At 67.6% G+C, this 18,766-nt stretch carries 20 protein-coding genes; 12 read left to right on the top strand and 8 right to left on the bottom strand.

The annotated features are described in order from the left end of the window. The first annotated feature begins 372 nt into the window (after nt 1-372). The 6 genes from AVL48_RS17960 (at nt 373) to AVL48_RS17935 (ending at nt 4,168) form a co-directional block, all read left to right on the top strand. Complete coding sequence (locus tag AVL48_RS17960; protein WP_061984046.1) at nt 373-567, top strand: DUF3046 domain-containing protein; 195 nt, start codon at nt 373-375, stop codon at nt 565-567. 206 nt (nt 568-773) lie between these two features. Beyond that, complete coding sequence (recA, locus tag AVL48_RS17955) at nt 774-1,814, top strand: recombinase RecA (protein ID WP_061984048.1); 1,041 nt, start codon at nt 774-776, stop codon at nt 1,812-1,814. A 26-nt stretch (nt 1,815-1,840) separates the two neighbouring features. Then, nucleotides 1,841-2,368: a regulatory protein RecX gene (locus tag AVL48_RS17950; RefSeq protein WP_143104879.1), complete on the top strand. Its 528-nt coding sequence runs from the start codon at nt 1,841-1,843 to the stop codon at nt 2,366-2,368. A gap of 142 nt (nt 2,369-2,510) precedes the next feature. Continuing rightward, nucleotides 2,511-3,137 (top strand): VOC family protein, encoded by a 627-nt coding sequence (locus AVL48_RS17945; RefSeq protein ID WP_061984052.1) that lies wholly within the window; start codon nt 2,511-2,513, stop codon nt 3,135-3,137. 50 nt (nt 3,138-3,187) lie between these two features. Further along, entirely contained in the window at nt 3,188-3,631 is a 444-nt protein-coding gene (locus tag AVL48_RS17940) for an iron chaperone (protein WP_061984053.1), read from the top strand. Between the two features lie 99 nt (nt 3,632-3,730). Further along, nucleotides 3,731-4,168: a GNAT family N-acetyltransferase gene (locus AVL48_RS17935; RefSeq protein WP_061984055.1), complete on the top strand. Its 438-nt coding sequence runs from the start codon at nt 3,731-3,733 to the stop codon at nt 4,166-4,168. A gap of 54 nt (nt 4,169-4,222) precedes the next feature. On the opposite strand, the gene eda is transcribed toward AVL48_RS17935, so the two are convergent. After that, nucleotides 4,223-4,843, bottom strand: a complete 621-nt coding sequence (gene eda, locus AVL48_RS17930; RefSeq protein ID WP_061984057.1) for a bifunctional 4-hydroxy-2-oxoglutarate aldolase/2-dehydro-3-deoxy-phosphogluconate aldolase — start codon at nt 4,841-4,843, stop codon at nt 4,223-4,225. Beyond that, nucleotides 4,840-6,729: a phosphogluconate dehydratase gene (gene edd, locus AVL48_RS17925; protein WP_061984059.1), complete on the bottom strand. Its 1,890-nt coding sequence runs from the start codon at nt 6,727-6,729 to the stop codon at nt 4,840-4,842. The genes eda and edd overlap by 4 nt, the downstream gene beginning before the upstream one ends. 263 nt (nt 6,730-6,992) lie before the next feature. On the opposite strand from edd, the gene AVL48_RS17920 reads away from it, so the two are divergent. From AVL48_RS17920 to AVL48_RS17905, 4 genes are read left to right on the top strand one after another with little or no spacing between them, the layout of a single operon-like run. After that, entirely contained in the window at nt 6,993-7,280 is a 288-nt protein-coding gene (locus AVL48_RS17920) for a hypothetical protein (protein WP_061984061.1), read from the top strand. Continuing rightward, the gene (locus AVL48_RS17915) at nt 7,277-8,107 is read left to right on the top strand and encodes a hypothetical protein (protein WP_061984063.1); all 831 of its coding nucleotides are present in this window, start codon (nt 7,277-7,279) and stop codon (nt 8,105-8,107) included. The genes AVL48_RS17920 and AVL48_RS17915 overlap by 4 nt, the downstream gene beginning before the upstream one ends. Nucleotides 8,108-8,158: 51 nt before the next feature. After that, nucleotides 8,159-10,075, top strand: coding sequence for a fumarate reductase/succinate dehydrogenase flavoprotein subunit (locus AVL48_RS17910; protein ID WP_061984065.1), 1,917 nt, complete (start codon nt 8,159-8,161; stop codon nt 10,073-10,075). Continuing rightward, nucleotides 10,072-10,824, top strand: a complete 753-nt coding sequence (locus AVL48_RS17905) for a succinate dehydrogenase/fumarate reductase iron-sulfur subunit (RefSeq protein ID WP_061984068.1) — start codon at nt 10,072-10,074, stop codon at nt 10,822-10,824. The genes AVL48_RS17910 and AVL48_RS17905 overlap by 4 nt, the downstream gene beginning before the upstream one ends. Nucleotides 10,825-11,295: 471 nt before the next feature. Here AVL48_RS17905 and AVL48_RS17900 read toward each other — a convergent pair whose 3' ends face one another. The 5 genes from AVL48_RS17900 to AVL48_RS17880 all read right to left on the bottom strand — a co-directional run bounded on the left by AVL48_RS17900 (nt 11,296) and on the right by AVL48_RS17880 (nt 15,364). Further along, nucleotides 11,296-11,739: a class I SAM-dependent methyltransferase gene (locus tag AVL48_RS17900; protein ID WP_061984070.1), complete on the bottom strand. Its 444-nt coding sequence runs from the start codon at nt 11,737-11,739 to the stop codon at nt 11,296-11,298. Nucleotides 11,740-11,863: 124 nt separating this feature from the next. Further along, on the bottom strand, nt 11,864-12,769 hold the full coding sequence (locus tag AVL48_RS17895) for an amino acid ABC transporter permease (RefSeq protein WP_061984072.1): 906 nt from the start codon (nt 12,767-12,769) through the stop codon (nt 11,864-11,866). After that, nucleotides 12,766-13,461, bottom strand: a complete 696-nt coding sequence (locus AVL48_RS17890) for an amino acid ABC transporter permease (protein WP_208616207.1) — start codon at nt 13,459-13,461, stop codon at nt 12,766-12,768. The genes AVL48_RS17895 and AVL48_RS17890 overlap by 4 nt, the downstream gene beginning before the upstream one ends. Before the next feature lie 84 nt (nt 13,462-13,545). Continuing rightward, complete coding sequence (locus AVL48_RS17885) at nt 13,546-14,403, bottom strand: glutamate ABC transporter substrate-binding protein (RefSeq protein ID WP_061984074.1); 858 nt, start codon at nt 14,401-14,403, stop codon at nt 13,546-13,548. 232 nt (nt 14,404-14,635) lie between these two features. Next, nucleotides 14,636-15,364, bottom strand: a complete 729-nt coding sequence (locus AVL48_RS17880) for an amino acid ABC transporter ATP-binding protein (protein WP_177242342.1) — start codon at nt 15,362-15,364, stop codon at nt 14,636-14,638. A 393-nt stretch (nt 15,365-15,757) separates the two neighbouring features. On the opposite strand from AVL48_RS17880, the gene AVL48_RS17875 reads away from it, so the two are divergent. Next, on the top strand, nt 15,758-16,444 hold the full coding sequence (locus tag AVL48_RS17875) for a response regulator transcription factor (protein WP_061984078.1): 687 nt from the start codon (nt 15,758-15,760) through the stop codon (nt 16,442-16,444). A gap of 4 nt (nt 16,445-16,448) precedes the next feature. Further along, entirely contained in the window at nt 16,449-17,861 is a 1,413-nt protein-coding gene (locus AVL48_RS17870) for a sensor histidine kinase (protein ID WP_061984080.1), read from the top strand. Here the strand turns inward: AVL48_RS17870 and AVL48_RS17865 are convergent. After that, nucleotides 17,851-18,756, bottom strand: coding sequence for a TAXI family TRAP transporter solute-binding subunit (locus AVL48_RS17865; protein WP_143104863.1), 906 nt, complete (start codon nt 18,754-18,756; stop codon nt 17,851-17,853). The genes AVL48_RS17870 and AVL48_RS17865 overlap by 11 nt on opposite strands. Nucleotides 18,757-18,766 lie beyond the last annotated feature (10 nt).

Raw genomic sequence — 18,766 nt, 5'->3', positions numbered from 1 at the left:
ACTGGGTGGATTTCTGGTCACCCAACGTCCCGAAATCCACCCAGTCGATGCCCTCGGTCCGCCTGGCCTTGCCTACCCTCAAGGTAGTGAAGGAGGCCTTCATCGACTGGCGACAGTCATGAGACTCCCGGTGAGGCGGACCGAGACACGCCACGTTTGCTTCATGCCGACACGGCGCGAATCACCCGAATCGAGCGCCGTGGTCGGGAAAGCGTCCCTTGTGGACAGTTGAGAGCCCAGTCCGGCCGTCGTTGTGGCTGGTGGTGCTATTGGGACTGCTGAGGAGACTCGGGTTCCCTCAAGGAGGCCTTCACTGCCGGTGAAGAAGCCCTTCGCGCGGTTCGGATCGAGCCCGGGGCTAGACTTCCCCCGATGCGTATCACGGTCTTCCGGCGGCTGATGGCCGACGAATTCGGTCCCGGACGTGCGGAAACCCTCTCGAGGGATCACGTCTTCGGTGAACTCGGGGGCCGGACCGTCGAACAGGCCCTTGACTCCGGAATCTCGGCCAAGGACATCTGGCGGGCGGTCTGCGAGGCCTTCGAGATCCCGCCGGAGCGGCGCTGACCTCGGGATGAAGGCGAGCACCCTAGCGCGACGGCGTGTCGGTCACGGGCTCGAACACACGTTCGTCTATGGTGTTGTCCACAACGGGGTCAGCGATCCACAGCTTGGGCGCGAGGCCTGGAATTGTCGGTGGTCGCCCGTAGCGTCGAGCCCGACAGCTCAGAACTGAAACAAGCCCTACCGGCTCAACCAACGAGGTGGACTCCATGGCACCAGCAGCACCCGACAAGGACAAGGCCCTCGAACTGGCCCTCGCCCAGATCGACAAGCAGTACGGCAAGGGTTCGGTCATGCGCCTCGGCGAAGAGGGGCGCGTGCCGATCGAGGTCATCCAGACCGGGGCCATCGCGCTCGACGTCGCGCTCGGGATCGGCGGCCTGCCCCGCGGCCGCGTCATCGAGATCTACGGTCCGGAGTCCTCGGGTAAGACCACCGTCGCGCTGCACGCGGTCGCCAACGCGCAGCGGAACGGCGGCATCGCCGCGTTCATCGACGCGGAGCACGCGCTGGACCCGGACTACGCCAAGAAGCTCGGCGTCGACACGGACGCGCTGCTGGTCTCCCAGCCGGACACCGGTGAGCAGGCGCTCGAGATCGCGGACATGCTGATCCGCTCCGGCGCGCTCGACATCCTGGTCATCGACTCGGTCGCCGCGCTCGTGCCGCGCGCCGAGATCGAGGGCGAGATGGGTGACAGCCACGTCGGTCTGCAGGCGCGGCTGATGAGCCAGGCGCTGCGGAAGATGACCGGCGCGATGAGCAACTCCGGCACCACCGCGATCTTCATCAACCAGCTGCGCGAGAAGATCGGCGTCATGTTCGGCTCCCCGGAGACCACGACCGGTGGTAAGGCGCTGAAGTTCTACGCGTCGGTCCGGCTGGACGTCCGCCGGATCGAGACGCTGAAGGACGGCGGCGAGCCCGTCGGCAACCGCACCCGCGTCAAGGTCGTGAAGAACAAGGTCGCGCCGCCCTTCAAGCAGGCCGAGTTCGACATCCTGTACGGCAAGGGCATCTCCCGTGAGGGCTCGCTGATCGACATGGGTGTCGACCAGGGCATCCTGCGCAAGTCCGGTGCCTGGTACACCTACGAGGGCGACCAGCTGGGCCAGGGCAAGGAGAACGCGCGGAAGTTCCTGCTCGAGAACCCGGACATCGCCAACGAGGTCGAGAAGCGCATCAAGGAGAAGCTCGGCATCGGTGCCGTCGTCGACGCCGAGGCCGCCCCGGCACCGGTCGACTTCTAGGAGGAACGGGTTTGCGAGCGCCCAAGGTGGATCCGGCGGAGTTGCCGCCGGACGAGCGGAGGAAGAAGGCCAAGGAGATCTGCTTTGATCTCCTGGCCGCGCGCCCGCGCTCCACGGAGGAACTGCGTCAGGCCCTCAAGCGCAAAGGCTTCGACGAGGAGACGACGGAGACCCTGCTCGGTAAGCTGGACCAGGCAGGGCTCGTCAACGACGCCGAGTTCGCCGAAATGTGGGTTCGTTCCCGCCACGCCAACATGGGCCTGGCACGGAACGCGCTCGTGGCCGAACTCAAACGCAAAGGAATAGATGGGGATATCGCCGTCCAGGCCGCCGAAGAGGTGGACCGAGAGGCAGAGGAGCAGCGCGCCCGAGAGCTGGTACGCAAGCGTATGCGCTCCTTGGGCGACGTCGACGAACAGACGGCGATCCGTCGCCTGCTGGGCGTCCTCGCCCGCAAGGGCTATCCCCAGGGGCTGGCCTACACCGTGATCCGCGACGAACTCCGCGAGTTCGGCGCCGAGGCCGCCCTCTTGGACGACCCCGCCCTCGACTGAGTCCGAGCTGCTCACCGGTCGAGCGGGCCCCCGTGCCCGCCGACCGGTGTTGTGCTTTCCACGGCAGACCGCGACCAGCGCCGACACGACCGATCAGGAATCGAGAAGCATCGGGCGCCCGCCGGGAAATAGCGTTACCGGCATGAACTTGATCGACGCCATCACCCTCGAAGTGGCCGACACCGCGGCCGCCGAACGCTTCTACACCACCGCCTTCGGCCTCGACACCCAGCTTCGCCTGCGGGCCGCTCAGGAGCCCACCACCGGCTTCCGCGGCTACACCCTCTCCCTCACGGTGTCGCAGCCCGCCAACGTCGACGCCCTGATCGAAGCCGCCCTCGCCGCCGGCGCGACCGCGATCAAACCCGCCTCGAAGTCGATGTGGGGCTACGGCGGGGTCGTCCAGGCCCCGGACGGCGCGATCTGGAAGATCGCCACCTCGGCGAAAAAGAACACCGGACCGGCCACTCGCGAGATCGACGGCATCGTGTTGCTGCTGGGCGTCGCCGACATCTCCGCTAGCAAGAAGTTCTACGTCGAGCACGGTCTCACCGTGGGCAAGAGCTTCGGCCGGGTGTATGTCGAGTTCGAATCCGGGTCGAGCCCGGTCAAGCTGGCGCTGTACCGGCGCAAGGCCCTCGCCAAGGACGCGGGCGTCGCCCCGGAGGGCACCGGTTCACACCGGATCGCGGTCAGCGGTCCCGCCGCGCCGTTCACCGACCCGGACGGCTTCCGCTGGGAGACCTCCACGCTCGCCGCCCAGTCCTGATGTGCCACTACCGGATGCCCCCACTCGCCGCCTACCGAGGAGGAAACGCCATGAGCAGCACCACTTACGAAGGATTCTCGGCCGAAGAGAAGGCCGCGATGAAGGAACACGCCCAGGACATGAAGAAGGCGGCCCGCCGCGGTTCGGCCGCCGACAAGGCCGCGGCCGCGGAGCAAGACGTGGTCGACAAGATCGCCGAGATGTCCGACGACGACCGTGTGCTGGCCGAGCGGGTCCACGCCATCGTCAAAGCCAACGCCCCGATGCTCGCGCCGAAGCTCTGGTACGGCCAGCCCGCCTACGCCCTCGACGGCAAGATCGTCTGCTTCTTCCAAGCCGCGGCCAAGTTCAAGACGCGCTACGCGACGCTCGGCTTCAACGAGGAGGCCAAGTTGGACGATGGCGCGATGTGGGCGACCGCGTTCGCGCTGACCGAGATGACGGCCGCCGTGGAGAAGCGCATCGCCGCGCTCGTGAAGCAGGCCGTGAGCTGAGTCGCGAACAGCACGAGTGGCAATGCGCTTTACCGCACGATTGGCCACTCCTCGCGGTGGGGGGAATCCCTAGGCTCGGGTGATCACTGGGAGGACACCATGATCACCATCGCGCCACTGGAACCCGAAGACCGTGAAGCCTGGGAGAACCTGTTCCGTGCCTACGTCGCCTTCTACGAACGTGTTTCGCCCCAAGAGGTCTACGACCGCGCTTGGCGGGAATTCCGCTCGGGGGAACGGATGCACGCGCTCGTCGCCCGCCTCGACGGCGAACTCGTCGGAATCACGCACTTTCTGATCCACCCCAGCACTTCCGCGCTCACCGACGTCTGTTATCTCCAGGACCTCTTCACCGCTCCGCGAGCCCGGGGCAAGGGTGTGGCGCGGGAGCTGATCGCGGCGGTGGCGGACTGGGCGCGTAGCCGCGGCTGTGACCGGGTCTACTGGCACACCAAGGAAACCAACGCCACCGCGCGCCGCCTGTACGACCAGGTCGCGGTCAACCGAGGCTTCATTCAGTACCAGTTACCACTCTGAGCACTCTTAAAACAGTGAAGGCCGCCCTCGTGAGGGCGGCCTTCACGCGATCGATCAGAGCCTCGACGCCTCCGCGGCGAGAGCCTCGATTTTCCCGAAGTCCTTGTCCGCCAAGGCATCCTTCGGGGTCAGCCATGAACCGCCGATACAGCCCACAGTGGACAGGGCGAGGTAGTCCGGCGCGGTCTTCACGGTGATGCCGCCGGTCGGGCAGAAGCGCAGCCCCGGCAACGGGCCGCTGATCGACTTCAGGTACGCGACGCCGCCGCTGGCCTCGGCGGGGAAGAACTTCAGCGCCGTCAGCCCGCGTTCGGCGAGCCGCATCGCCTCCGAAACCGTGCTCGCGCCCGGCAGGAACGGCAGTCCGGTGTCGAACGCGGCGTCCAGGACCGAGTCTGTGCAGCCCGGGGTCACCAGGAACTTCGCGCCGGCGTCGGCGGCCTGCTTGGCGTGTTCCGGTGCGGTGACCGTCCCGGCGCCGATGACGATCTCCGGGACCTCCGCGGCGATGCGCTCGATGGAGGCGAGGGCCGCCGGGGTGCGCAGGGTCAGCTCGATCACGCCGATGCCGCCCGCGAGCAGGGCGCGCGCGGTGGGCACCGCGTCGGCGGCGTCGTCGAGGACGACGACGGGCATCACAGGGGACAGGCCGAGCAGGTCGGCGCCGGTGGTCACTGACTTACCTCCACAGGGTTCAACGTGTGCGCCGGAGCGCCGAAGTGTTCCGGCGTGAGCGGTCCGAACACGCTCGCGCCCTGATCGGCGGGACCGACCGCGCGGCGCAGCGCCGCGAACAGCTCCCGGCCGGTGCCGGTCCAGGATGCCTCCGAAGGAGGGGAGTCCACCAGTTCACGACGGGCGAGTTCTTCGTCACCCACGAAGACGTCGAGCGTCCCGGCCTGCGCGTCGAGCCGGACGACGTCGCCGTCGGCGATCCGCGCGATCGGGCCGCCCACGGCGGCTTCCGGGGTCACCTGGATCGCGGCGGGGATCTTGCCGGACGCGCCGGACATGCGGCCGTCGGTGAGCAGCGCCACCTGGTGCCCGCGGTCCATCAGCACGCCCAGCGCCGGGGTGAGGCCGTGCAGTTCGGGCATCCCGTTGGCCTGCGGGCCCTGCTGCCGGATGACCACGACGACGTCCCGGTCCAGCTCGCCCGCCTCGAAAGCGTCCTTGAAGGACTTCTGGTCGGTGAACACCCGCGCCGGGGCCTGGACGACGCGATGTCCGGGCGCCACCGCCGACACCTTGATCACCGCACGGCCGAGGTTGCCCGCCACCATCCGCAGCCCGCCGTCGGCGGCGAACGGCCGCGACGCCGGGCGCAGGACGTCTTCGTCGAGGCTGCGCGTCGGCACCTCGCGCCAGACCAGTCCGTCCTCGGACAGGATCGGCTCCTGCCGATAGCGGCTCAGCCCCGGCCCGGCGACGGTCTGGACGTCCTCGTGCAGCAGGCCCGCGTCGAGCAGCGTGCCGACCAGGAACTGGATGCCACCGGCGGCGTGGAAGTGGTTGATGTCGGCGCTGCCGTTCGGGTACACCCGCGCCAGCAGCGGGATCACCGACGACAGGTCCGAGAAGTCGTCCCAGGTGAGCTGGATGCCCGCGGCTGCGGCGATCGCGACGAGGTGCATCGTGTGGTTGGTCGAACCGCCCGTCGCGAGCAGCGCGATGACGCCGTTGACGACGGCCTTCTCGTCGATCACCCGCGAGACCGGGGTGTACTCCTCGCCGCGGGAGATCCGCACGACGCGGCGCCCGGCCTCCTCGGTGAGCGCGCGGCGCAACGACGAGTTCGGCTGCACGAAGCTGGCGCCCGGCAGGTGCAGGCCCATCACCTCGACGACCATCTGGTTCGAGTTGGCCGTGCCGTAGAAGGTGCAGGTTCCCGCCGAGTGATACGAAGCCGCTTCGGCGTCCAGAAGGTCTTCGCGGGTCGCCTTGCCCTCGGCGTACAGCTGGCGCACGCGCGCCTTCTCCTGGTTCGGCAGGCCCGAGTTCATCGGCCCGGCCGGCACCAGGATCGCCGGGAGGTGCCCGAAGGACAGCGCGCCGATCAGCAGACCCGGCACGATCTTGTCGCAGACGCCGAGCAGCAGCGCCGCGTCGAACATGTCGTGGGACAAGGCGATCGCGGTCGACATCGCGATCACCTCGCGGCTGAACAGCGACAGCTCCATGCCCGGACGGCCTTGGGTGACGCCGTCGCACATCGCGGGGACGCCGCCGGCGAACTGGGCCACGCCGCCCACTTGGCGGACCGAACCTTTCACCAACGCGGGGTACTCCTGCATCGGCTGGTGCGCCGAAAGCATGTCGTTGTAGGAGGACACGATCGCGACACCCGGCGCCCGCACGGCGCGCAATGCCGCTTTGTCGACTCCCTCCATCGCGGCGAAGCCGTGTGCGAGGTTGCTGCAGTCGAGTCCGCGCCGCACCGGACCTTCTTCGTAGGCGGCGGCGACCCGCTCGAGATGCGCGGCGCGGGTCTCGGCACTGCGGGCGGCGATGCGTTCGGTGACTTCGGCGATGATGGGGTGGACGTTCGGGGCGGTGCTCATTGTCCGGCTCCGGATCACTGGTCGTGGTGGTCCGCGGGACGGCAACGCTGACGTCGCTGGGTCGTGACAGTGGCCACAGTACCTCGGGGGAAACCGCGAATCAAAATCGATACAGAAGATCGACTCGCGTGACCTCCGTCACGTCGTCGAGTTCTACTGTGCTACTTGTCACATTGCACAATGCGCGGCAGAGTCGAGACGGCGAGGATCGCTTGCCTTCGAAGGCTCGAGCGGCCAACCGAACCGACCATCGGGAGGTACCGATGTCCACCACAGAGATCGCCGAACTTCGGCGAGCCATCGGTCAGTTGAGGCAGTGCGTCGGCACGCTGCGATCCCGATACGGCGACGCGTCGGCGGTGCGACGCCTGGCGAACGACGTGGAGCGGCTCGACATCGACGCCGCAGATCTCGACACGACCCCGAACGCGGTGCCCGCGCAGGCGAAGGCCGTCGATCGGGTCCAGGTGCCCGACACGCCCTACGACCCGGCGCTCTGGCATGGCGCCGATGACGAAGGCGTCGGCGGCTACAAGCGCGACCAGCGGTGAGCGCCCCCGCCGGCGATGAGGCCGGACGGGGTACGGGGGTCCGCGCGCCGTCGCGGGCCCGGATCGCCGAACGCACGCTGCGCACCGACCGGTGGTGGCTCTCCCCGCTGCTGACCGTCCTCGGCCTCTCCGCCTTCATCGTCTACGCGACGATCAGGTCCTTCGTCCGCACCGCCTACTGGGTGCCCGAGTACCACTACCTGACGCCGTTCTATTCGCCCTGTGTCTCGGAATCCTGCGTCGAAGGCTCCCGGCATTTCGGGGCCTGGATCGGCGAGCTGCCGGGCTTCATCCCGCTCGGCTTTCTCGTCCTGCCGTTCCTGCTGGGGTTCCGGCTGACCTGTTACTACTACCGCAAGGCCTACTACCGCGCGGTCTGGTTCTCGCCGCCAGCGTGCGCGGTCGCCGAACCGCACGCGAAGTACACCGGCGAGACGCGGCTGCCGTTGATCATCCAGAACGCCCACCGCTACTTCTTCTACGTCGCCGTGGTCGTCTCGCTGATCAACACCTACGACGCGATCACCGCCTTCCACGGCAAGACCGGCGGGTTCGGTTTCGGGCTCGGCAACGTCGTGCTGCTCGGCAACGTGATCCTGTTGTGGGCCTACACGTTGTCGTGCCACTCGTGCCGTCACGTGACCGGCGGCAGGCTGAAGCACTTCTCGAAACATCCGGTCCGCTACTGGATCTGGACGCAGATCACGAAGCTCAACACCCGGCACATGGCGCTGGCGTGGACGACGCTCGGCACGCTCGTGCTGACCGACTTCTACGTGATGCTCGTGGCCGGCGGGGCGATTTCGGACCTGCGGTTCATCAACTAGTGGCACGGGAATCTCCCGTCCCCGGCGACAAGCTTTGAGGTGGCTCTCTCTATGACCGAGGTCGAAACGTTCAACTACGACGTGGTGGTGATCGGGGCAGGTGGCGCCGGTCTCCGCGCGGTCATCGAGGCCCGCGAGCGCGGCTTCAGCGTCGCGGTGGTGTGCAAATCGCTGTTCGGCAAGGCGCATACGGTGATGGCCGAAGGCGGCTGCGCGGCGTCGATGGGCAACGCGAACTCCAACGACAACTGGCAGGTCCACTTCCGCGACACCATGCGCGGCGGGAAGTTCCTCAACAATTGGCGGATGGCCGAGCTGCACGCCAAGGAGGCGCCGGACCGGGTCTGGGAACTGGAGACCTACGGGGCGCTGTTCGACCGCACGAAGGACGGGCGGATCAGCCAGCGCAACTTCGGCGGGCACACCTATCCGCGGCTGGCGCACGTCGGCGACCGCACCGGACTCGAACTGATCCGCACCATGCAGCAGAAAATCGTTTCGCTGCAACAAGAGGACTTCAAGGAGACCGGCGACTACGAGGCGAGGATCAAGGTCTTCGCCGAATGCACGATCACCGAACTGCTGACCGATGACGGCCGGATCTCCGGCGCTTTCGGGTACTGGCGGGAAAGCGGCCGGTTCATCCTGTTCGAGTCGCCGGCGGTGGTGCTGGCCACCGGCGGCATCGGGAAGTCGTTCAAGGTCACCTCGAACTCGTGGGAGTACACCGGCGACGGGCACGCGCTGGCACTCCGGGCCGGGGCGGCGCTCATCAACATGGAGTTCGTCCAGTTCCACCCGACCGGCATGGTCTGGCCGCCGAGTGTGAAGGGGATCCTGGTCACCGAAGGCGTGCGCGGTGACGGCGGGGTCCTCAAGAACACCGAGGACAAGCGGTTCATGTTCTCCTACGTCCCTGACGTGTTCAAGGGGCAGTACGCGGACAGCGAGGAAGAGGCCGACCGCTGGTACACCGACCAGGAGAAGAACCGCCGCACCCCGGACCTGCTGCCCCGGGACGAGGTGGCGCGCGCGATCAACTCCGAGGTCAAGGCCGGCCGGGGATCGCCGCACGGCGGGGTCTTCCTCGACATCGCCAGCAGGCTGCCCGCGGAGGAGATCCGCAAGCGGCTGCCGTCGATGTACCACCAGTTCAAGGAACTCGCCGACGTCGACATCACCAAGGAGCCGATGGAGGTCGGCCCGACCTGTCACTACGTGATGGGCGGGATCGAGGTCGATCCGGACACCGCGTCGTCGAGCGTGCCGGGCCTGTTCGCCGCGGGCGAGTGTTCGGGCGGGATGCACGGCTCGAACCGGCTCGGCGGGAACTCGCTGTCGGACCTGCTCGTCTTCGGCCGTCGCGCCGGACTCGGCGCCGCGTCCTACGTGTCGGAACTGAAGGACCGTCCGAAGGTCAGCCAGTCCGATGTGGACGCCGCCGCGGCGATGGCGCTCGCGCCGTTCGATCCGCCGGGTGACGGCGTCGAGGAGAATCCGTACAGCCTGCACACCGAACTGCAGCAGTCGATGAACGATCTGGTCGGCATCATCCGCAAGGCGGAGGAGATCGAGCGGGCGCTGGAGAAGCTCGGGGAACTGCGCGAGCGGGTCAAGCGGGTCACCGTCGAGGGGCACCGGCAGTTCAATCCCGGCTGGCATCTCGCCGTCGACCTGCGGAACATGCTGATGGTCAGTGAATGCGTGGCGCGGGCCGCGTTGATGCGCACGGAGAGCCGGGGCGGCCACACCCGCGACGACCACCCGGGCATGGACCCCCAGTGGCGCAACAAACTCCTCGTCTGCTCGGCCACGCCGGGCGACAACCCGGTGGTGCCGGAGATCGGTATCGAGGTCAAGGAACAGACCCCGCTGCGACAGGACCTGCTGGAGCTGTTCGAACTGTCCGAGCTGGGGAAGTACTACACCGACGAAGAACTGGCCTCGCACCCCGGGAGTCCGGCATGAGCTACAAGGCGAGTTTCCGGGTCTGGCGTGGCGACGCCGACTCGGGTGAGCTGCAGGACTACAGCGTCGAGGTCAACGAAGGCGAGGTCGTGCTCGACATCATCCACCGGTTGCAGGCCACCCAAGCCTCGGATCTGGCGGTGCGGTGGAACTGCAAGGCGGGCAAATGCGGTTCGTGCTCGGCGGAGATCAACGGCAAACCGCGGCTGCTGTGCATGACCCGGATGTCGACCTTCACCGAGGACGAGGTCATCACCGTGACCCCGATGCGGACGTTCCCGGTGATCCGCGACCTGGTGACCGACGTGTCGTTCAACTACACCAAGGCCCGTGAGATCCCGTCGTTCACCCCGCCCCCGGAGCTGAAGCCGGGGGACTACCGGATGCAGCAGGTCGACGTCGAGCGCTCGCAGGAGTTCCGCAAGTGCATCGAATGCTTCCTGTGCCAGAACACCTGTCACGTGGTGCGCGACCATGAGGAGAACAAGGAGGCCTTCGCCGGGCCCCGGTACCTCATGCGCATCGCCGAACTCGAAATGCACCCCCTCGACGTCGCCGACCGGCGGGACGCGGCGCAGGAGGAACACGGGCTCGGGTACTGCAACATCACCAAGTGCTGCTCGGACGTGTGCCCGGAGGGCATCCACATCACCGACAACGCGCTCATCCCGATGAAGGAACGCGTCGCGGACCGGAAGTACGACCCCATCGTGTGGCTGGGGAACAAGCTTTTCCGGCGGGACAAGTAGAAAAACCCGTGAGTGGTGATGACGGTTCCAACCGTCATCACCACTCGGGTTTTAATCGTTTGCCCGTGCTCACCGGCTCGTTGCACACTTACCGCACACCACCGAGGGAGGACACATGACGCGACGCTGGTATGCCATGGCCCTTGGTATGAAAGAGAAAACCGGCTACCCGCCGTCGTCCTGACAGGACGTCGCAGCCGCGGAGCCGCCCTTCGGGAAACCGGAACGGGCGGCTTTTTCGTGGTGCGCTTCTCCCGGTGAACCCTGTTTTCTGGAACGAAGCGGTCCGGCGCGCGTGCGTGCCGGACCGTGTTCCAGGCCAAAATCCCCGGCACGGCGGGGAATCCTGTTCCGTCGTACCGGTGCGGCGGTGTGGGGTCCGTGTGCTCCACACCGCCAGACGCGCACGGTCCGGCGACCGGCCGGGATTCATAGCCCCGGCCAGCCTGGTTCGACACCAGGGTGCGCGACTCAGGCGCCTTTGCGGGCGCTGTGCACGTCGCCGCGTTCGTGGCGATGCAACATGATGTCCTGGAAACCGTTGTCGCGCAGGCCCTTTTCCAGCGTGAGCCCGTTCGTGGCGACGACGACGAGATGTCCGCCCGTCACCAGGCTCGCGGCGATGCGGCCGAGGTGGTCGGGGGAGTCCAGGAAGGCCAGGACGATGTCGAAGGTCCCCATCACCGGCAGCCGGTCCAGCTGATGGACCTCGTAGGAGATCCCGCTCGGATCGCGTTCCTCTTCGCGCTGCGCGGCCGCGATCAGCACCTGGTCGGCGTCCACACCGATCACGCGGCGAGCGCCTTCTCGGCGGAACAGCCGGGGATAGCGGCCATCGCCGCATCCGACGACCAGTACCGACCTGCCCGCCAGATCCGGTAGCACTTCGAGCAGCGTCGTGGCCTGGTCCGACATAGCGCCGACGCTAGCCGACGGGATCACCGTCCCGACAGGACCAAGAGGCCTATCCCTCCAGGTACATGAAGGCCCCCTTCCTGTACCTAGGCGCAAGGAAGGGGGCCTTCATGTACTTACGGAGCTACACCGACCGGCCGGTGTTGAAGTCGGTGGCGTCGACGACGGACGCCGGAGCGTCGTGCACCGGCTTGGCGCCCTTGGGGGCCTTCTTCCGCCGCGCCAGCTTGTTCTCCAGCCACGACGCGAACCAGGACAGAAGCAGGTTCAGCACGATGAAGATGATCGCGACGACGATCAGCGTCGGGATCGTGTTGCCGTAGAGACCGGTGAGCGGCCCGGTACTCCGGATCAGCTCGTTGAAGCCGATGGTCAGCTGACCGGCCAGCGCGGTGTCCTTGAGGATGACCACCAGCTGGCTGACCAGCGCGGGCAGCATCAGGGTGACCGCCTGCGGCAGCAGGACGGTCATCATGATCTGGGTCTTGCGCATGCCCAGCGCGGACGCGGCCTCGCCTTGACCCTTGGGCAGCGAAAGGATGCCCGCCCGGAACACCTCGGCCATGACTGAGCCGTTGTAGAGCACCAGACCCGTCACCGCGGCGAACAGCGGGCGGATCTCGGCGTCGATGTCGGTGTAGAACGCGTAGAACGCGGCGGCGAAGACCATCAGCAGCAGCACCGGGATGGCCCGGAAGAACTCGACGACGGCGCCGACCGGGATCCGCACCCATTTGTGGTCGGACAGCCTGCCGATCCCGAGCAGCGCGCCGATCGGCAACGCGATCACGATCGACAGCGCCGCGGCCTTCAGGGTGTTGAGCAGACCGGGCAGGATGAATTCGGTCCAGGTGGAGCCCTTGAGGAAGGGCTCCCACAGGGCGCCGGCCCACTGGTTCTTCTCATCGAAGCCCGCGTAGATGAAGTACACGACCAGCGCCAGGACGAGCACGAAAAGAACCGAGTAGAGCCAGTTCCGTGCCCGCGCCTTCGGCCCGGGAATGTCATAGAGGACGGTCTGCGCGCTCATCGCTTGACCTCGACCTTCTTGGCGACCCAGCCCAGCAGCAGGCCGAGGGGGAGGACCAGGATGACGAACCCGACGGCGAAGAGCAGGAACACCAGGAGCAGTGAGTCGGACTCGTTCTCGATCATTTCCGACATCAGCAGCGACGCCTCGGCGACACCGATGATCGACGCGACCGTGGTGTTCTTCAGCAGGGCGATCATGACGTTCGCCAGCGGTGCGATCACCGACCGGAACGCCTGCGGCAGCACGATCAGCGTCAGCACCTGGGTGAAACCGAGCCCCAGTGCGCGGGCCGCTTCCGCCTGCCCGACGGGAACGGTGTTGATGCCCGACCGCAGCGATTCACAGACGAACGTGGCGGTGTAGGCGACGAAGCCGAGGATCGCGAGCCGGAAGGCGTTGTCCTCCAACGACGTCGTCGAGTCCGACGAGGCCAGGTTGAGGCCAAGGGTGGAGGACAATCCCAGCGACGTGAAGACGATGATCACCGTCAGCGGGGTGTTCCGGAAGATGTTGACGTAGGCGGTGCCGAACGCCCGCATGATCGGAACCGGGCTCACCCGCATCCCCACCAGGATCGTTCCCCAGATCAGGGAGCCGATGGCGGAGAAGAAGGTGAGCTTGATCGTCATCCAGAAGGCGCCGAGCAAGTCGTAATTGGGATTGTCGAGGAAATCGAACAAGGTGCTCAACCCAGCCTCGGTATGGGAACGGTGCGCCGCGGTACACGGCGCACCGTTCGATTCCTTTGATTCAGCGGCTCAGGGAGCCGGGTGTCAGGAGATGGCCGGGGGCTCGGGGATCTTGTAGCCCGACGGACCGACGTTCTTCTCCAGAGCGGCCTTCCACGCGCCGTCCTGCTGCATCTTCTTGATGGCGTTGTTGATCGCGGTGACGCTCTCGGCGTCGTCCTTCTTCAGGCCGACACCGTACTTCTCGTCGGTGAAGCCCTTGCCGACCAGCTTCAGCTTGCCCGGCTGCTGCGCGGCGTAGCCACCGAGGATGACGTCGTCGGTGGTCATCGCGTCGACGGTCTTGTTGAGCAGCGAGGTGACGCAGTCGGTGTACTTGCCGACTTCCTGGAGCTGCACGTCCTTGGCGTACTTCTCCTTGACGTTCTGCGCCGGGGTCGAACCCTTGACCGAGCAGAGCTTCTTGTTGCCGGTCAGCGACTCGGGGCCGGTGATGTCGGTGCTGTCGGCACGCACCAGCAGGTCCTGGTGGGCGATGAAGTACGGGCCCGCGAAGGAGACCTCGTTCTTGCGCTTGTCGGTGATCGAGTAGGTGGCGACGATGAAGTCGACCTCACCCTTCTTGATCAGGTCCTCACGCTGCGCGGACTGCGCTTCCTTCCACGTGATCCCCGACTCTTCGACACCGAGCTCCTTGGCGATGTACTTCGCCACGTCGACGTCGAACCCGGCGTAGGTGCCGTCGGCCTGCTTCTGGCCGAGGCCGGGCTGGTCGAACTTGATGCCGATGGTCAGCTTCTTGTCGTTCTTGGCCTTCGCCACCACGTTCTTGGCGCCGCTGGAGCCGCTGCCGGCGTCCGACCCGCCGCCACCACAGGCGGAGAGGGCGAGACCGGCCGCCACGACGGCCGCGCTCATTCGCAGAACTCGGTTCAACCGCATTCTTCTCAGTTTCCTTCCGAATCTTGTCCAGCCATACCGGCCGGCGGGGAAGTCCTTGGTGTCTGTCGGTGAACCCGCGTCCACGATCGACGTCGGCAGGACGCTGCGTGATCTTCCACGTCACGTGGTCGATCAGGGCGTCCTGCCACCGCGATAGCGGGGCCTTCGGCCGGGGCGGGTTCACGCATGTGGTCCCTTTTCGAGGTAAGTCTTCAGCTCCGCCAACAGGCGCCTAGTGGGTAAGGATCTTGCCGAGGAAGTCCTTCGCCCGGTCGGTCTTGGGCTTGGTGAAGAACTCGTCCGGGGTGGAGTCTTCGACGATCTCGCCCTCGGACATGAACACCACCCGGTTCGCCGCTCGCCGCGCGAAGCCCATCTCGTGGGTGACGACGAGCATCGTCATCCCGTCCTTCGCGAGCGTGGTCATGACGTCGAGGACCTCCTGGACCATCTCCGGGTCCAGCGCCGAGGTCGGCTCGTCGAACAGCATCACCTTGGGGCGCATCGCCAGCGCGCGGGCGATCGCCACCCGCTGCTGCTGCCCGCCGGAGAGCTGGGCCGGGTACTTGTCGGCCTGGTTGGCGATGCCGACGCGTTCGAGCAGGTCCATCGCGGTCTTGCGGGCTTCGGCCGAGTTGACCTTGCGGACCTTCATCGGCGCGAGCATGACGTTCTCGACGATCGTCTTGTGCGCGAACAGGTTGAACGACTGGAACACCATGCCGACGTCGGCGCGCAGCGCGGCCAGCGCCTTTCCTTCGGCGGGCAGCGGAACGCCGTCCACCGCGATCTCGCCGGAGTTGATGGGCTCCAGCCGGTTGATCGCCCGGCACAGCGTCGACTTGCCAGACCCGGACGGCCCGAGCACGACCACGACCTGCCCGCGCGGCACCTCGAGGTTGATCTCCTTGAGCACGTGCAGGTCGCCGAAGTACTTGTTCACGGCGGCCGCCTTGATCATCGGCGCCGCCACCTCCGCGGTCATCTGGCCTCCAGGAGCGTTCGTTTGCAGGGGACTGCGGGGTCAGGCACCACGCGATGGCGGAAACCTACTCCCGTCGGACCGCTTGTAAAGGCGGCTTGACCAATACTTAGGGTTTCAAGTCCGTATCGTTCCAAGCCGCCGGACGGCCCCGATCCACGCCCGTCCGGCGCTGATCAGCCTAGACAAGGCGGGGATATCCCGTAACCGGGGTCACACAAGATCTGTGACGCATCGTGACCATTACCGCCTGCGGTGGGGTCGTCACTGGGCCGGACGGCCGATCGGTACGGGGAGCGCTCGGGGTGACTCACCCCATAGAGTCGTTCTTCAGTCGTCGCGGTGCGGGGATGGCGGGGAAGGGAAACACGGGTGCGGGTACTGCTGGTGGAGGACGACGACCGGGTCGCTGGCGCGCTGACGCCCGCGCTGACCCGGCGCGGTCTGACGATCAAACGCCTCGCCTCCGGCGCCGGGGTGCTCGACCTGGTGCACGAGGTCGACGTCGTGCTGCTCGACCTCGGCCTTCCCGACGTCGACGGGATCGTGCTGTGCCGCCGGATCCGCGCGGTCAGCGACGTCGCGGTGATCGTCGTATCGGCGCGAGGCGAGGTCGACGACCGGATCCAGGGCCTGCGGTCCGGCGCCGACGACTATCTCGTGAAGCCCTACGACGTCGACGAACTCGTCGCCCGCGTCGAGGCCGTGCGCCGCCGCCGGGGCGAACGCCCGGCCGGGCCCGAACCGGCGGGGGTCATCCGGGCGGGTGACGTCTCGGTCGATATCGGACGGCATGAGGTCCAGGTCGACGGGCAGCCGGTTTCGTTGTCGCGCAAGGAGTTCCAGGTACTCGCGCTGGTGGTCACCGCCCGCGGCGCGGTCTGCGCCCGCGACCACGTGCTGAGCGAGGTCTGGGGTCACCGCGGCCCCGCGGAGAGCCGCTCGCTCGACGTCCACGTCGCCACCCTGCGGACCAAACTGGGCAGGCCCGCGCTGATCGAGACCGTCCGCGGCGTGGGGTACCGCCTCGGCGGCGCCTACGGCCCGGAAGAGGGCTGAGCCGGTGCGCGTCCGGCTCCAGGCGATCGTGCTGACGCTGGTCGCGGCACTCGTGTTCGGCCTCGGCATCCCGCTCGCGCTCAGCGTGGCGGCCAGTGTGCAGCTCGACCTCTTCCTCGACCGGCTCACCGACACCTCCCGATTCGCCTCGCTGGCGCAGCGCCCGCTGGTGGAGAACCGGCCGGACCTGATCGAGGACGAACTCCGCCGCTACACCGAGGTCTACAACGTCCCGGTGGTGATCGTCGACCAGGACGGCGAAGCCGTGGTGAGCGCGCTCGGCGGCGGACCCGGCGCGGCCGCCCGCATCAATCTGAAGGACGCCGCCATCGCCTCGCATATCCAGGCGGCCTTGGCCGGACGGCGGTCGGAACCCGGCCCGCTGCTGATGCCGTGGAACACCGAGCCACTGGTGCTCGCGGAACCGATCCTCATCGACGGCGAGGTACGGGGCGCGGTGATCACCCTGTCCTCGACCGAACGCGCCCGGACCGAACTGCTGTGGTGGTGGCTGCTCATCGCGGCGGGTGCCGTGCTGGCGTTCGGGTTCGCGCTGCTCATCGCCGTGCCGGTGGTGCGCTGGATCCTTCGCCCGGTCCGCCGCCTGGACGAGGCGACCGGGGAACTGGTCGCCGCCGTGGTCAGCGGCCAGGAGGTACAGCGGGTGGGGGAGACGGGCGGGCCGCCGGAACTGCGGCAGCTCGAACGGTCCTTCGACCGGATGGCCGCGAGTGTCGACGAGGCTCTTTCGGCGCAGCGCGCCTTCGTCGCCGATGCCTCCCACCAGCTGCGGAACCCGTTGACCGCGCTGAAGATCCGGCTCGGCAACCTCGACGGGCACGTCGACGACGACCTTGCCGCCGCGGACCTCGAAGCCGCCGTCGTGGACGCGCGGCGGCTGAACCAGATCCTCGACGAACTCCTCTCCTTGGCTCGCGCCGAGGCCTCGGGCGGCGAACTGGTCCCGGTCGCCCTCGACGAGGTGGTGGGCGCCCGGGTCGCCGATTGGACCGTGGTCGGCCGGTCCCGGGACATCTCGCTGACCGCGTCCGGACTCGGCGGCGGGCTGCGGGTGCTCACCCCGGCGCGCGGACTCGAAGTGGTGCTCGACGCGCTGCTGGACAACGCGCTGAAGTTCACCGAGCCGGGGACCGAGGTGCGGGTCACCGTCACCGAGGCGGACGGGAAGGTCGACATCGCCGTCCGCGACCACGGGCCCGGCCTGCGCGAAGACGAACTCGAGCGCGCGGCGGACCGGTTCTGGCGCAGCACCTCGCATCAGAATATCCCCGGATCCGGGCTGGGCCTGGCGATCGTCACGGAGATCATGGCCCGCTCGAGCGGTTCGCTGCGGCTCGGCTCACCCGAGGGCGGCGGGCTCGAAGTGACCGTGACGCTGCCTGTCGTCAGTTCTTGAGCGAGCGGAAGTAGCGCAGCGCGCCGGGATGCAGCGGCAGCGGCGAGGTCTCGATGGCCGGGTGGACGTCGATCGACAACGCGGCCCCGGCGGCCTTGACCAGCTCACCGCGTGCGTCGAACAGCCCGCGGACCAGCGCTTCCGCGAGGTCGTCCGGCATCGAGGCCGGCACGACCAGGAAGTTCGGCAGCACGAGCGTGGTCACCGGCGCCTGCAGGTGATAGGCCGTCACCGGGATGGTCGCCGTGCGGTACACCGGATTCCTCGCCCGCAGGTCGTCCGCGAGATCGGTGATGTCGAGCAGCCGGACCTTGCTCGCGCGCTCCGTGATCGACGGCGTCGGCAGGCCACCGGACCAGATGACGGCGTCGATCTGGCGGTTCTCCAGCGCGGGGAGCGCTTCGGTGAGCCCGAGGTTGCGCCGGTCCACCGCGCCGGTCAGCCCGGACACCTCGAGCAGCTGTTTCGACAGGAACTCGACGCCGGAGTCGGGGGAGCCGATCGCGACCTTGAGGCCCCGCAGCTGCGCGAACGAGGTGATCGTGGAGTCGGCCCGGACGACGACGTGCAGGTAGTCGTCGTGCACCCGGGCCAGCGCGGCGAGCCCGGCGGTCTTCTCGGTGGCGACGTCGGCGGCCACGAAAGCGACGTCGGCCTTGCCCGCGCGGACGCGGCCGATGTTGTCCGGTGAGCCCTGGGTCTCCTGGATCTCGGGCCGCTCGGCGCCGAGCTGCGCGGCCCACGCGTCGGCCAGCGCCTCGGCCAGCTTGTCGTAGACGCCGCCGTTGAGCCCCGCCGCGATCCGCACGTGTGTCCCGGACAGGTCCGGCCCGCACCCGGCGACCAGGGCGCAGGCCACGGCGATCACCACCGCCAGCACCCCTGGTCTCCTCATGAGGGTCGAT

It is taken from the genome of Amycolatopsis regifaucium (assembly GCF_001613935.1).
GTDB lineage: Bacteria > Actinomycetota > Actinomycetes > Mycobacteriales > Pseudonocardiaceae > Amycolatopsis > Amycolatopsis regifaucium.
The sequence above is the reverse complement of the archived record's forward strand: the minus strand, read 5'-3'. Positions and strand labels throughout refer to the sequence as shown.